Source organism: Serratia sp. BW106, from assembly GCF_002607755.1.
GTDB classification, from domain to species: domain Bacteria; phylum Pseudomonadota; class Gammaproteobacteria; order Enterobacterales; family Enterobacteriaceae; genus Serratia; species Serratia proteamaculans.
On record NZ_MCGS01000052.1, the window covers coordinates 43,626 to 58,269 of the forward strand.

12 protein-coding genes are annotated in these 14,644 nt (G+C 55.7%); 3 read left to right on the forward strand and 9 right to left on the reverse strand.

The features are described 5' to 3' along the window. The first annotated feature begins 285 nt into the window (after window positions 1-285). Both BEI65_RS25050 and BEI65_RS25055 read left to right on the forward strand, forming a co-directional pair. A complete protein-coding gene (locus BEI65_RS25050) occupies window positions 286-1,023 on the forward strand; it encodes an EAL domain-containing protein (protein WP_099065549.1) in 738 nt (245 codons plus the stop codon). A 252-nt stretch (window positions 1,024-1,275) separates the two neighbouring features. Next, a complete protein-coding gene (locus BEI65_RS25055) occupies window positions 1,276-2,718 on the forward strand; it encodes a protein adenylyltransferase SelO (protein WP_099065550.1) in 1,443 nt (480 codons plus the stop codon). Between the two features lie 47 nt (window positions 2,719-2,765). Here BEI65_RS25055 and BEI65_RS25060 read toward each other — a convergent pair whose 3' ends face one another. The 9 genes from BEI65_RS25060 to BEI65_RS25100 form a co-directional block, all read right to left on the reverse strand. Continuing rightward, complete coding sequence (locus BEI65_RS25060) at window positions 2,766-3,551, reverse strand: heme ABC transporter ATP-binding protein (protein WP_099065551.1); 786 nt, start codon at window positions 3,549-3,551, stop codon at window positions 2,766-2,768. Further along, window positions 3,544-4,548: an iron ABC transporter permease gene (locus tag BEI65_RS25065; RefSeq protein WP_099065552.1), complete on the reverse strand. Its 1,005-nt coding sequence runs from the start codon at window positions 4,546-4,548 to the stop codon at window positions 3,544-3,546. The genes BEI65_RS25060 and BEI65_RS25065 overlap by 8 nt, the downstream gene beginning before the upstream one ends. Then, the gene (locus BEI65_RS25070; protein ID WP_099065553.1) at window positions 4,548-5,378 is read right to left on the reverse strand and encodes a hemin ABC transporter substrate-binding protein; all 831 of its coding nucleotides are present in this window, start codon (window positions 5,376-5,378) and stop codon (window positions 4,548-4,550) included. The genes BEI65_RS25065 and BEI65_RS25070 overlap by 1 nt, the downstream gene beginning before the upstream one ends. After that, window positions 5,375-6,409, reverse strand: a complete 1,035-nt coding sequence (locus tag BEI65_RS25075; protein WP_099065554.1) for a hemin-degrading factor — start codon at window positions 6,407-6,409, stop codon at window positions 5,375-5,377. Before BEI65_RS25075 ends, BEI65_RS25070 begins: the two co-directional genes overlap by 4 nt. 63 nt (window positions 6,410-6,472) lie before the next feature. Continuing rightward, window positions 6,473-8,554 (reverse strand): TonB-dependent hemoglobin/transferrin/lactoferrin family receptor, encoded by a 2,082-nt coding sequence (locus BEI65_RS25080; protein WP_099065555.1) that lies wholly within the window; start codon window positions 8,552-8,554, stop codon window positions 6,473-6,475. A 94-nt stretch (window positions 8,555-8,648) separates the two neighbouring features. Then, window positions 8,649-8,840 carry a hemin uptake protein HemP gene (gene hemP / locus BEI65_RS25085; RefSeq protein WP_369804786.1) on the reverse strand — a complete coding sequence of 64 codons (192 nt, stop codon included), beginning with the start codon at window positions 8,838-8,840 and terminating at the stop codon, window positions 8,649-8,651. Between the two features lie 162 nt (window positions 8,841-9,002). Continuing rightward, complete coding sequence (locus BEI65_RS25090; RefSeq protein WP_099065557.1) at window positions 9,003-9,488, reverse strand: glutathione peroxidase; 486 nt, start codon at window positions 9,486-9,488, stop codon at window positions 9,003-9,005. Between the two features lie 104 nt (window positions 9,489-9,592). Further along, the gene (locus BEI65_RS25095) at window positions 9,593-10,639 is read right to left on the reverse strand and encodes a 3-deoxy-7-phosphoheptulonate synthase (protein ID WP_099065563.1); all 1,047 of its coding nucleotides are present in this window, start codon (window positions 10,637-10,639) and stop codon (window positions 9,593-9,595) included. A 197-nt stretch (window positions 10,640-10,836) separates the two neighbouring features. Further along, complete coding sequence (locus BEI65_RS25100; RefSeq protein ID WP_085116558.1) at window positions 10,837-11,658, reverse strand: pyruvate, water dikinase regulatory protein; 822 nt, start codon at window positions 11,656-11,658, stop codon at window positions 10,837-10,839. A gap of 533 nt (window positions 11,659-12,191) precedes the next feature. On the opposite strand from BEI65_RS25100, the gene ppsA reads away from it, so the two are divergent. Then, window positions 12,192-14,570 carry a phosphoenolpyruvate synthase gene (gene ppsA / locus BEI65_RS25110; protein ID WP_099065558.1) on the forward strand — a complete coding sequence of 793 codons (2,379 nt, stop codon included), beginning with the start codon at window positions 12,192-12,194 and terminating at the stop codon, window positions 14,568-14,570. Window positions 14,571-14,644: the final 74 nt, after the last annotated feature.

A 14,644-nucleotide genomic window follows, 5' to 3' on the forward strand; every position in this document is an offset into this window, starting at 1 on the left:
ATAGGAATTTCTTTAATTAAAACAATGGCGATAAGTCAAATTTTCAGAATTACCCTATTCCTTAAGCTAAATATGACTTAAATTCATACCTGACACTCTATTTTTTGCCTTAAGCCAAATCGTTTTTGACGCTGCGTTCTGCCTAGTCAATATAGCTTTAATCTATCAATTAAATGATAAGTTATCACTGGTTGCATTGATATTTCCGATTAATCCCACAGGGATTGATCGATAAAATATATTGATATACGATGAGATGTTCGCCATTCAGCCTGTGGCACTGAAATGAAAATCCAATTCGAAGCTGACTTTATTAGTAGCTATGTTTTTCAACCTGTTTACTCAATGGAGGGCAGGCTGTTGGCGGTGGAAATTTTGAACCGTTTTAATAGTCTGGACGGTGATTTGGCGATGCCGGCTGACATTGGGATCAATTTATTGACCCCCGAGCAAAGGATTGAGTTATTTAATGAGCAATTGAGTTTGGCAGAACAGAACGCCGCCTGGTTTGTCGAGAATGGCGTGCTGTTGACCCTTAATGTTGAAGAATCCCTGGTCGATTTGATTCTCTCTGACGCTCAATTGTGTGAGCGCATCAGACAGTGGTCATTTATTGCCTTTGAAATCAGCGAAGGTTTTCCGAATCTTTCAGCAGGAAAAAACAATGCAAAGATCCGTCAGCTTAGCGAGATGTTCTCACTGTGGCTGGATGACTTTGGTTCCGGCCAGGCGACCCTGACCGCATTGTATGATGGATTATTCGACTACGTGAAAATCGATAAGCGTTTTTACTGGCAGTTGTTTAACCATCAGGGTTATGACGTAGTGTTCGACTCGCTATTAAAGAATATCAATCTGCTGTGCAAGGGGGTGATCGTCGAAGGAATAGAGAAGGAGGAATATTTTAATAAGCTCAGACACGCCGGCGTTTTTGGTCTGCAAGGTTTTTTATGGCCCAGCGTTGGTGTGGATAATCTGGCGGTGTTACGGGTAACGCCCGATGAGTTCAATAACAATAATTGACAGTACTTACTACACACAATGGGGCCAATAATGGACTGGATGATGTTTGCTGTGATTCCTGCGCTGTTATTCATCATGATTTTCTCGCTGATAAAGTATTTTATCTATCAGCGCAAAAGGGCTTTTAAGCCATATCGGCATAAACGTTGAATCATGCGCATCTGTCCTGGTTTCAGGCAGATGCGTTCTCCCTGCATTTCCTCTGTGTTAATCGCCACGCCCAAGCTCTACACTAGGTGGAACGGAGGGCCTATGCCGCAGTTTGAAAACGCTTACCACCAACAGTTAACCGGTTTTTATACCGAATTGAACCCCACGCCGCTGCAGGGCACCCGGCTGCTGTATCACAGCGAGCCGCTGGCCCGAGAACTGGGGTTGGACGAAAGCTGGTTTACCCAGGATAAAACCCCGATTTGGGCGGGTGAAACGCTGCTGCCGGGCATGCGCCCGCTGGCCCAGGTGTACAGTGGCCACCAGTTCGGCGTCTGGGCCGGGCAATTGGGTGACGGTCGCGGCATTCTGCTGGGTGAACAACGACTGGCCGATGGCCGCAGCATGGACTGGCACCTGAAAGGCGCAGGCCTGACGCCGTATTCGCGTATGGGCGACGGCCGTGCGGTCCTGCGCTCGGTGATCCGCGAGTTCCTGGCCTCCGAGGCACTGCATCATCTGGGTATTCCAACTACGCGCGCGCTGACCATCGTCACCAGTGAGCAACCTGTCTACCGTGAACAACCGGAGCGCGGTGCAATGCTATTGCGCGTAGCGGAAAGCCACGTGCGCTTCGGCCATTTTGAACATTTTTACTACCGTAAGCAGCCGGAACAGGTTCAGCAGTTGGCCGATTTTGTTATTGCCCGCCACTGGCCGCAGTTTCAAGATCAGAGTGATGGCTATCTGCAGTGGTTTACCGACGTGGTTGAACGCACCGCGCGGTTGATTGCTCATTGGCAGACCGTTGGTTTTGCTCATGGCGTAATGAACACCGATAACATGTCGATCCTGGGTATTACCATCGACTACGGCCCGTACGGTTTCCTCGACGACTACAAACCCGACTACATCTGCAACCATTCGGATCACCAGGGGCGTTACGCCTATGATAATCAGCCGGCGGTGGCGCTGTGGAACCTCCACCGGCTGGCGCAGACCCTGTCCGGGCTGATGAGTACCGAACAGCTGCAGAACGCGCTGGCGGCCTATGAACCGGCCCTGATGCAGGCTTATGGCGAACAGATGCGTGCCAAGCTCGGTTTCTTCACTCAGTCTTCGCAAGATAACAGCCTGCTGACCGGGTTGTTGAGCCTGATGGCGCAAGAGGGACGAGACTACAGCCGCACCTTCCGTCTGCTGAGCCAGACGGAGCAGCAACAGGCGCAGTCACCGTTGCGGGATGAATTTATTGATCGCGCCGCGTTTGACGGCTGGTACCAGCAGTACCGTCAGCGCTTGCAGCAAGAGCAGGTGAGTGATGCCGAACGGCAACAGGCGATGAAGGCGGTGAACCCGAAGCTGATCCTGCGCAACTATCTGGCGCAACAGGCGATTGAAAGCGCCGAACAGGATGATGTCAGTAAGCTGGCTCGCCTGCATCAGGCATTGCTGACGCCGTTTGCCGACAAACCGGAGTATGACGATCTCGCCGCGTTGCCGCCGGATTGGGGCAAACATCTGGAGATCTCCTGTTCGAGCTGATAGGTGATAGAAGATGACGGGTGCGGCCTGCCGCACCCGCTATAGTCCTATTGACGCAAATACACCTGCGGCAGCGCCACTTCCGGGTGGTGAACCACTCCCAGATCCGCCTGATACCAACGGGTGAGAATATCCGCCTGCAACACTTCCTGCGGCGTGCCCGTAGCGACCAATTGCCCCTGATGCAGCAATAAAATACGGTCCGCGTACAGTGCGGCCAGATTGAGATCGTGCAATACACAGCACACCGCAATTGGCTGTTGCCGCGTCAGCGTGCGCAGCAGCCTCAGCGTATGTTGCTGGTGGTAAAGATCCAGCGCCGAGGTCGGTTCGTCGAGAAACAGCCAGGCCGGAGTGGGCTGCGGTTGCCAAAGCTGTGCCAGCACGCGGGCAAGCTGTACCCGTTGTTGTTCGCCACCGGAAAGTTGCCGATAATCGCGCTGGGCCAATTCGAGACAGTCGGTTTGCGCCATCACTTGCTGCACCGCCTGCTGTGCGTCGCGCTTACCGTGGGGCGCGCGACCCATACTGACCACTTCCTCGACGGTAAAGGGAAAGGCCAGATCGCTGTGCTGGCGCATTACCGCGCGCACTTTCGCCAACTGTTGCGGCTGCCACTGTTCCAGCGGTCGGCCAAGCAACTGGCATTCACCACAGCCCGGCTGAAGATAACCGGTTAACAGGCGCAGTAACGTCGACTTGCCCGCGCCGTTCGGCCCGATAATTGCCACCATTTCGCCGCTGGCGATACTGAGTGACACGTCACTGATCAGCCGACGTGAACCCAGGCTGTAGCGTAATTGCTGCGCCGTCAGGCTTGATGAGTTATCCACCCATGCGCTCCCGCTGGCGCATCACCAGCCATAAAAAGTAAGGCCCGCCGATCAGGCTGGTCATCAAGCCGACCGGCATTTCTGCCGGTGCCACCAGGGTGCGCGCCAGCGTATCGCTGACCAACAGCAGACAGGCGCCACCGAGTGCAGAGCAGGGCAGCAGCCAGCGATGGTCGCCACCGAGGCGCATACGTACCAGATGTGGCACCACCAGCCCGATAAAACCAATCACGCCGCTCATCGCCACTGCCGCACCAATCAACAATGCGCTTAACAGCAGCAGTTGCAGCTTGGCCCGCTGAACATTCACCCCCAGGTAGTGCGCCTCTTCATCGCCCAGTTGCAGCAGGTTCAGGCGGCGCGCCTGTAATAGCGTCAGCAGGGTGGCCGGCAGGATCAGCGAGGCGGAAACCACCAACGTTGGCCACTGGGATTGGCTCAGACTGCCCATCATCCACAGTGAAAACTGGCGCAGTTGCTGGTCGCTACTGAGATAAGACAACACGCCAATCGCCGCCATGCACAGGGCGTTGATGGCGATACCTGCCAGCAACAGGCGTGACAGGCTGCCGTGACCGCTGCGGCTGATGCCGTAGATCAACAGCGATACCAACATGCTGCCGAGGAACGCCGCCAGCATATGGCCATACAAAGCGATCACCGGTGGCAGGGCCAGTGGCATAACGATAATCAGCGCAACAAACAGCGCGCCGCCGCTGCTGATACCCAGCAGGCTGGGATCGGCCAATGGGTTACGAAACAACCCTTGCATCACGGCACCAGACACCGCCAACGCACAGCCTATCACCACCGCCAGCAGTACGCGCGGCAGGCGGATGTTCAGCCAAATATGCCAGGCTGTGTCGCTAAAGGGCTGTTGCCACAGGGTGCGGAACGACAGTGTCAGCGCACCCAGATTGGCGGCGCCCAGCGCCAACAACATCAGCAGCACCAGCAGACCGGTGATTGCCAGACGGGGGGAGGTGCGACTGCGCATTACTTTTGCTCCGCCGCATGACGCAGTGCGGCCAGCGCGGCCGGAGTTTCCAGCCCAAAGCCCAGCAACGCCATATCGTCAACCACCAGTACGCGCTGCTGTTTGCCCGCCGGGGTGAGTGCGATACCCGGCAATTTCCACAGCTGCTGCGGGCCGCCGAGAGTTTTCATGCCGTCAGTAGTGATCAACAGCAGGTCGGGCGCGCTGGCGATCACGCCTTCCTGCGACAGTGGGCGATAGCGGCTGAACCCTTGCATGGCATTCTTCAGACCCGCCGCGGTAATGATCGCATCGGCGGCGGTATGTTGCCCGGCGGCCATCGGTGTAAGACCGCCGTGACTCATGACGAACAATACCCTGACCGGCAGCGCATCGGTTTTCACTGCCGCCAGTTGCTGCTGGTAGCGGGTGCTTAACTGCTTCCCCTGGTCGACTCGCTGTAACGCATTGGCGATCACGCCGATTTTTTCCGGCACGCTCTGCAAGGTAGTATCGCCGGGAATGCGCACCACTTTAACGCCGCTTTCTTCCAGCTGTTTGAGTACCAGCGCCGGTTCGGCCAACTCGGTGGTCAGCACCAGCGTGGGTTTCAGCGCCAGAATACCTTCGGCATTGAGCTGGCGCATGTAACCGACATCCGGCAACTTTTTAACCGCTTCCGGCTGCAGGCTGGTGCTGTCTCGTGCTATCACTTCATCGCCCGCGCCCAGAGCGAAGGCAATTTCGGTGACGTCACCGCCTATCGAGACAATACGTTCCGCCGCCGCAGCGGTGAACGGCAACGTCAGCGTTATGCAAAACGCCAGACGACGGGTCAATGAGGGTTTCATGCGGCAATGTCCTTGGGTTCGAGCGCGGCGACCTGCTCACGCCACTGGGTTTGTTCCGGCTGGCCTTCGGTGCGTTGGCCGTAAAGTTGGGCGATCTGTGTGCCGTCGGCGGCGAACAGTTCCAGGCTGGTGACAAAGCCGTCTTTGGTCGGCTTGCGGGTGATCCAGCTTTCGGCGATCGCGTCTTCGATCAGGTGCAGGGTGAAACGGCGGTTAAACACGTTGATCCAGCCTTCCTGCGGCATCAGACGTTCAATCTGGCCGGTGAAGATCTGCACGCAGCCGCGGTTGCCGACAAAAATCATGATCTCGTTCTGCAGGCCCATCGCGGCGTTAAGCAATTGGTTCAGGGCGCAGTTATCGACCCGATAGGCCAAATCGTTACCGACGGCACGGAAAGCTTGCTGGCGCGTCAGTTTATTGCGGCCCAGCAACTGGAAGAACTGGTGAACGTCGGTCATTGCACGCCATTCCTGGTCGATCTTGTCGGCATCCGGCGATGTAGTATTGACCGTGGCGTCTGCCGGTTGCAGCGCCAGCTCTGGGTTTTCTGCGTTCAGGTGGCGTTCAACCAGCGCCATCCAGGCCGGCAGATCGGTTTCATCGGTGGTGTACACCTTATGCAGTGCGTCACCCTGATGATCGAAGAACTGAATGCTGTGACGTACGCCGCGCTTATTGGTTTCGCTCATGGCGAAAGCGCTGGCCCACTGATTGAGGAACAGGCGCAGATCCAGCTCACGCGGATTGAGGATCAGCCCGGCGTGGCCGTTCAGGTGCTGGTTGCGGTAACGGCCCATTTGCTCATGCACCGCGTAGCTGTTACGGGTGATGGATTTGGTCACGCCAACCTGCTCAAGTTCGGTCAGCAGGGTACGGGCGTCTGCCTGCAGGCGACGGGTATCCTGACCGACGCGGGCATGGGTCAGTTCCGCTTCGCTGACGCCAAGCAGCTCAGCCAGATCGCGCGCATATTTGCCCGGGTTATCGATTTTTGCCTGTTGGTAGCGTGCGTATAGGGTATTGCTCATAGCGTGTTCTCCTGTGTGAGGTTCAATCGACGGGCAATCAGCTTGGCCGCCGGATTCAAAACGTTACCACTGATAGCTGACCAGCAGTTTGGCATTACGCCCATCCTGCGGAATGCCCTGTGGCGAGTAGTATTCTTTATCAAAGGCATTGCCCAGTACTACCGTGGTGGTGATGCCTTGCAGGCGCTCACGGCCTTTATAGCTCAGGTAGAAATCGTTGACGCCATAGCCGCCTTGCTCCGCCGTGCCGGTCTCCACACGGGAGGCGCGTTGTGCCAGCGTGGCAACCCAGCCGGTCGACAGGCCTGTTTCACCCAAGGGAACGTCCAGTGTGCTGGTCACGGTGTCCGGATTGATGCTGTTTAACCATTCACCGCTGCTTTCGTTCTTGCCGCGAGTCCGGTTGTACGCCAGGTCCCAACCAAAAATAGCGGTTTTGTAGCTCAACGTGGCGTCCCAGCCCCATATTTTTGCGCGATCGATATTGGTCGAGAAAGTGGTGCAACTGATGCAATAGGGACCACGAGGGCCACGGCCCAGCTCCATGGTGACATCCGTGGTGATGTAGTCCCTGGCTTTGGTATCGAAGTAACTGGCTTTGAATTGCAGGCTGTCATCAGCCAGCAACAGGTCGTCAAAACGCAGCCCGAAGCCATATTCCTGAGTGGCATTGGTTTCCGGCTTCAGATTCGGGTTAGGCACCCAGTTGTTGGTAATGGTGGTGGGCCCCATGGGGATAGAGAAGTGCTTGGAGTCGTTGTACATCTCGCCCATGGTAGGCGCGCGGAAAGCCTGGGAATAAGAGCCGAACAGCATCAACCAGTCGGTTGGCGTAATGCTGACGGCACCGCGCGACGACCATTTGTCGGCGTCAACATCGGCATAGCCATCGCTGGAGCCCTTGTAGTTATCGTAACGCGTCCCGGCAAGCAGGGTGACTGGCAGGTCGCGCAGGGTAATTTCATCCTGCAACCAGCCCGAAGCAAAATTGATTTTCGCCTGTGGGAAGCTTTCGGTCGCACCACCCGGTGTCTGTTCTTGCTTATAAGCTTCAGTGCCATAGGTAAACAGGTGAGAAGCGAAGGTATCGGCAAACAATCGGGTGCGGTTTTCCAATTTGGCACCACGGGTGGTCTGCTTGCGTGCTTCGTCTTCGCTACCGTTGGTGTGGGCGTTGATCTCTACTTCAGAGTAATAGACTTTGGCTTCGGCATCGAGCCAGTCCTGCCCCACAGGGTTCAGTTTGTAGCTGAGCTGGCCGTCGCGCTGGATGGTTGAGCGGTCAGTCATCAGGTTGCCACTGCTGCTGGCTGATTCCTGTGGGTTCTTCGGCTCCTGAGCCCGGTTATTGTAGTAACGCAGATCACCGCTCAACGATTGATTTTCATCGAGAGCCCAGGTGCCCTTGGCCAGCAGATTACTGATGGTTTCATCGTTGGGTGCATCAAAGCCGTTGCCCTGGCGCAGATTGCCGACGTCGCGGGTACCAAATGATAGCAGACCGTCGAGATTGTCTGTCCTGCCGTAGGCGCTGGCGCCCATACCCAGGCTGTGATCGCCGCTGCCGGCGGTGCCGTAAACCCGGTAGCCGCTATTATGGCCGGGTAACAGCAGATCGGCGGCATCCACGGTTTCATAGGCGATTACCCCACCCAGTGCGCCACTGCCGTACAACAGGGCAGAAGGGCCGCGCACCACTTCAATGCGTTTCACCAAAGCCGGATCGAGGAAGGTAGCACCAAGGTGCCCGGTGTCGGTGCCCTGGCGGATGCCATCGACCAGCGTTAGCACGCCATTTTTACCGTAGCCACGCATGAAAACATCCTGTCCATTGCTGCGGCCGGTACCATTGACGGTAATGCCTGGCACACGGCGTAGCATATCGGCGGCGCTGGTGGCGGTTTGGCTTTCAGGCGTATGGCCCTCGATCACCGTAACCATCATCGGTGCTTCAAAGCTGCTGCGTGCGTTGCCGGTGGCGGCGACGGTCAGGGTTTCGTCGCTGGTTTTATCCTTTTTTACCGGCGTCGTCGTTGAAGAAACAGGGGTACTGCTGGTTTGTGCAAAAGTCACCGTCGGCAGAGCACAGGCAATCGCCAGACTCAATGCGGATAAACGCAGCCGGGTGGAATAGGTCAGAGGCATGTCGCAACTCTCCGTATGTTTTAAACATATCAATAGATTTGCTGGCTGCCTGGATCAAAAACGATCGGGGTGGCTGGCGTTGAGGGGGAAGGCGTTATTTGGTCAGGATCAATTTCCCGGCTTTGGTCTGCCGCAGCTGATAGCGCTGGCCCTGATGGATGATGATTGCCACGCCGTCGGCATCAAGCAGCTGCGCGCTGTCATAGCAAGGAGGCGAAACCAGGCCGCTTTCAGCGGGGTGAGCTGCTTGGGCAGGCGGGGTGCGGTTATAATTATCCATCGTCATGTGTTTATAAAACAGACCGTTAAATAGTAATTAATATCAAAGTGAGAATCATTATCATGTGAACGAAAGGTTACATCAAGGAAAATTTTCTTACCGACGGAAGCTTTTTGCAGGAAGGTGATGTGAGACGGGCTGAGACGACTCAGCCCGTAAAAATCGGGGTTATTTCAGCAGGGTTTCGATGCGGTCAAACAGACGTTCGGGTTTGGTGATGGGCGCGTAGCGTTTCACCCGCTGGCCGTCGGCGGTCAGCAAGAACTTGGTGAAGTTCCATTTGATACGTTGACTGCCCAGCACGCCGGGTGCCAGACGTTTTAATTCGTTGAACAGGGGATGCGCGCCCGGGCCATTAACTTCAACCTTGCTGAACAGCGGGAAGCTGACACCATAGTTCAGCGTGCAAAAGTTGGCGATCTCCAGTGGATCGCCGGGTTCTTGTGCACCGAACTGATTGCAGGGGAAACCCAACACCATCAGGCCGCGATCGCGATAGTACTGCCACAGATTTTCCAGCCCGTGGTACTGAGGCGTAAACCCGCATTTGCTGGCGGTGTTGACCACCAGGTAAGCCCGGGCAGGGAAGTCGCCCAGGGTTTTGTGCTCCCCTTGCAGTGTGACGCAGGGGATAGATAACAGTGAGTGGATCATGCCTTGGCTCCAAATCCGTTCCATGGGGAACTGCGAGAATTGCTACCAGTATAGATGAGTGAGTGGCGGGCAGAAAAGCCGGGGTGGGCGCCCCGGCCATGGGATCAGAAGCGGGTGTCCACCGCATCGGCCAGCATCGCCAGCAGTTGTTCGCTGTCGGACCAGCTCAGGCAAGGATCGGTGATGGACTGACCATAGGTCAGCGGCTGACCGGCAACGATTTTCTGGGTGCCTTCCACCAGAAAACTTTCTGCCATTACACCGGCGACGGCGACGGAACCGGCGCGGATTTGCTGGCAGACGTTTTCGGCTACTTCCAACTGGCGACGATGCAATTTCTGGCAGTTACCGTGGCTGAAGTCGATCACCAGCTGCTCCGGCAAATCGAATTCGCGCAGGCTGTCGCAGGCGGCGACCACATCGGTAGCGTGGTAGTTTGGCGTCTTGCCGCCACGCATGATGATATGGCCGTAAGGGTTGCCGCTGGTCTGATAGATTGTCATCTGTCCGTGTTTGTCCGGTGACAGGAACATATGTCCGGCCCGCGCCGCACGGATGGCGTCAATCGCGATACGGGTGTTGCCGTCAGTGCCGTTCTTGAAGCCCACCGGGCAGGAAAGCGCGGAGGCCATTTCACGGTGGATCTGGCTTTCGGTAGTGCGTGCGCCAATCGCGCCCCAACTGATTAAGTCGGCAATGTACTGACCAACCACCATGTCGAGGAACTCGGTGGCGGTTGGCAGGCCGAGCTGGTTCACTTCCAGCAGCAGCCGACGCGCCATTTCGATCCCCCGATTGACCTGGAAGGTGCCATCCAGTGCCGGATCGGAGATCAGGCCTTTCCAGCCGACCACGGTGCGCGGTTTTTCAAAATAGGTGCGCATCACGATTTCCAGGCGATCCTGGTAACGAATGCGCAGCGCATTCAGACGGCCGGCATAGTCGACGGCGGCGTCCAGATCGTGGATAGAGCAAGGGCCGATCACCACCAGCAGGCGACGGTCTTCGCCGGTCAGGACCTTCTCAATTCGCTGCCGTGAGGCAGTCACGTTGTCCGCGATTTCCGCCGAGATTGGCAACTTCTCCGCCAGTTCTTGCGGCGTGACGAGGCTGTCGATGCGCGCGGTCCGCAGTTCATCTGTTTTGTGCATGATTTTCTCTAAAGACTTTTCTTCGCTGCGGCAGGAGTGCCGGGAAGTGATGGCGATCACAATAACGTAAAAACCGATGAATTCAACCGGAGAAACTGTGTTCTGTTGATCAAAACCGCTAAAAAAAGCACAAAAAACGTGGCCCGTGGGGAAATAAACAACAGATGGCAGGGCGCTTCTTTCCCGCCATCTTATCATCAGAACATACGGCGGCTCATGCCCAGAATATCCAGGATTTTGGTCGAGATCTCTTCCACCGAATAATTGGTGGTGTTCAGATAACGGATCTGGTTTTTACGAAACAGCGCCTCGACTTCTGCAAGCTCCATCCGGCACTGGCGAATTGAGGCATAACGGCTGTTTTCTCGACGTTCTTCGCGGATGGCGGCCAAGCGTTCCGGGTCGATGGTCAGGCCGAAAAGCTTGTGCTGAAACGGCTTCAGCGCCACGGGAAGGTGCAAATTGTCCATATCGTCGGCGGTAAACGGGTAGTTGGCTGCGCGGATACCGAACTGCATCGCCAGATACAGGCTGGTGGGGGTCTTGCCGCAGCGCGAAACGCCGAGCAAAATCACCTGCGCCTGATCGAGATTACGCAGCGAAATACCGTCATCATGCGCTAACGTGTAGTCAATGGCGGCGATACGGGCGTCATATTTGCCGAGGTTGCTGGCGGTCAATCCGTGGGTACGGTTGGGCACCGGGGTCGGTTCCACTTCCAGTTCACCCTGTAACGGGCCGACCAGCGCCTGCACGATATCCTGGCAGAAACCTTCGCTCTGGGTAATGACATTGCGCACTTCCGGCGAAATGATCGAGTAAAACACCAGCGGCCGCACGCCGGTCTCACGATAAATATCGTTAATTTGCTGACAAACCCCACGGGCCCGCGCTTCGGTTTCCACAAAGGGCAGCGTAAAGGTGGTGGCCTTCACCGGAAATTGCGACAACACCGCGTGACCCAAAACCTCTGCGGTGATCGCCGTACCGTCCGAAATATAAAAAACGCTTCTTTCCACCCTGGGCTCCTTACCTGAAACGGTGACGTCATTATCACGTTTGCCTGTCCTTATCATGGGCTGCAGATTTACCTGCGGTAAAGGGGCGGGCGAAAAAATTGTGATAATGCAGGCAGAGTCGATGATCAATTGCGGCGGTCAGAGAATAACCGACCGTCATGAAAATACCGGGCTAAAACGCTATTTTAATTTTTATGAAAAATGCAGGTTTATTTCTAATGAGGAATTATTCGGCAGGGTGGCGCTATTTTCACCAAAGACAGGGTAGATTACAGGGTTTTTAAAACTGAAGTTTAAAAAATACTTAATTTGTTGAGATTTAAGCTATTAGTGCGAAAGGGAACGATTCCAGCTAGGTTTCCCGTTTCAGGAAGTTTTCCTAAAATCCACTTTCTTCGCCGGGTTGATCGATTCACCTTTCCATTTCTTATGGATCATTGTGCTAGTCTGATTCGGCACCGTTTTAGCGGCGCTGAGAAAGCAAGCGAATTAAATCCGTCTATACCCTACTGATAGCAATAAGGATTGTCTCGATGTCCAACAATGGCCCAGACTTGCGTAATGTGCTTTGGTACAACCAGCTCGGCATGCACGACGTTGACCGTGTCGGCGGCAAAAATGCCTCCCTCGGTGAAATGATCACCAATCTTTCCGATTTGGGCGTTGCCGTGCCAAACGGTTTTGCCACCACCGCGCAGGCGTTTAACGATTTCCTCGAGCAAAGCGGTGTTAACCAGCGCATCTATCAGTTACTGGATCAAACTGACGTTGACGACATTGCTCAATTGACCAAGGCTGGCGCGCAAATTCGCCAATGGGTCATCGACACGCCGTTCCATGCGGAATTCGAGCGTGAAATTAACCTGGCTTACCAGCAACTGGCCGATGGCGAGCCGGAAGCGTCATTCGCCGTGCGTTCCTCTGCCACCGCAGAAGACATGCCGGATGCTTCCTTTGCCGGTCAGCAGGAAACCTTCCTTAACGTGCAGGGTATCGACGCCGTTATGGTAGCGATCAAGCACGTGTTTGCCTCACTGTTTAACGACCGTGCCATCTCCTACCGCGTGCATCAGGGTTACGATCACCGCGGCGTGGCGTTGTCGGCCGGTGTGCAGCGTATGGTGCGTTCTGACCTCGCGTCTTCGGGTGTGATGTTCACCATCGATACCGAATCCGGTTTTGACCAGGTGGTGTTTATCACTTCCGCCTTCGGCTTGGGTGAAATGGTGGTGCAGGGCGCGGTCAACCCTGACGAGTTTTATGTGCATAAACCGACGCTGCTGAGAGGCAACCCGGCTATCGTACGTCGCAACCTGGGGTCGAAGAAAATCCGCATGGTGTATGCGCCATCGCAGGATCACGGCAAGCAGGTACAAATTGAAGATGTGCCAGAGCAGCAACGCAATCGTTTCTCTCTGACAGACGAAGAAGTGCAGGGGCTGGCACACCAGGCGATCCTGATCGAAAAACACTACGGTCGTCCGATGGACATCGAGTGGGCAAAAGACGGTCATACCGGCAAATTGCTGATCGTACAGGCCCGTCCGGAAACCGTGCGCTCTAACGAGCAAACCATGGAGCGCTATCAGCTTAACGCCACCAGCCCGGTGCTGGTGGAAGGGCGTGCCATCGGCCATCGCATTGGCGCAGGCCCGGTGAAGGTCATCCATAACATCAGCGAGATGGATCGTATTCAGCCGGGCGATGTGCTGGTGACTGACATGACCGACCCGGATTGGGAACCGATCATGAAGAAAGCCGCGGCGATCGTCACCAACCGTGGCGGCCGTACTTGCCACGCAGCGATCATCGCGCGTGAACTGGGTATTCCGGCGGTGGTGGGCTGCGGTAACGCGACCGATCTGCTGAAAGAAGGCCAGCAGGTCACCGTTTCTTGTGCAGAAGGTGATACCGGCTTCGTTTACAGCGATATCCTCGATTTCAACGTGCAGAGCTCCGAAGTAACCGAGCTGCCGGATCTGCCGCTGAAAATCATGATGAACGTCGGTAACCCTGACCGTGCCTTCGATTTCGCGCGTTTGCCGAATGAAGGTGTGGGCCTGGCCCGTCTGGAATTTATCATCAACCGTATGATTGGCGTGCATCCGAAGGCGTTGCTGGAGTTTGATCAGCAGACCCCAGAGCTGCAAACGGAAATCAAGGCGTTGATGCAGGGCTATGACCATCCGGTCGAGTTCTATGTTGGCCGTCTGACAGAAGGGATCGCTACGCTGGGTGCGGCGTTCTGGCCGAAGCGGGTGATCGTGCGCCTGTCCGACTTCAAGTCCAATGAGTATGCCAACCTGGTCGGTGGCGAGAAGTATGAACCGCACGAAGAGAACCCAATGCTGGGCTTCCGTGGTGCCGGTCGCTATGTGTCTGACAACTTCCGTGATTGTTTCGCGATGGAATGTGACGCGGTAAAACGCGTACGTAACGAAATGGGCCTGACCAACGTCGAAATCATGGTGCCGTTTGTTCGCACGGTGGAACAGGCGGAAGCGGTGGTTGCCGAGTTGGCACGCCAGGGCCTGAAGCGCGGCGAGAACGGCCTGAAAGTGATCATGATGTGCGAGATCCCGTCCAATGCGTTGTTGGCGGATCAGTTCCTCGAACACTTTGATGGCTTCTCTATCGGCTCCAACGACATGACCCAGTTAACCCTGGGGCTGGATCGTGACTCGGGCGTGGTGTCTGAGCTGTTTGATGAGCGTAACGAAGCGGTGAAAATTCTGCTGTCGATGGCGATTCAGGCGGCCAAGCGCCAGGGTAAATACGTCGGCATTTGCGGTCAGGGTCCGTCCGACCATGAAGACTTTGCCGAATGGCTGATGGATCAGGGCATAGACAGCCTGTCGCTCAACCCGGACACCGTAGTGCAAACCTGGGTTAATCTGTCGAAGAGAAAGTAATTCTCGGGTAACGAATTAACCACGGATCTTAAAGCCGTAACTCAGGTTACGGCTTTTTTGTGCCCAGAAAACCC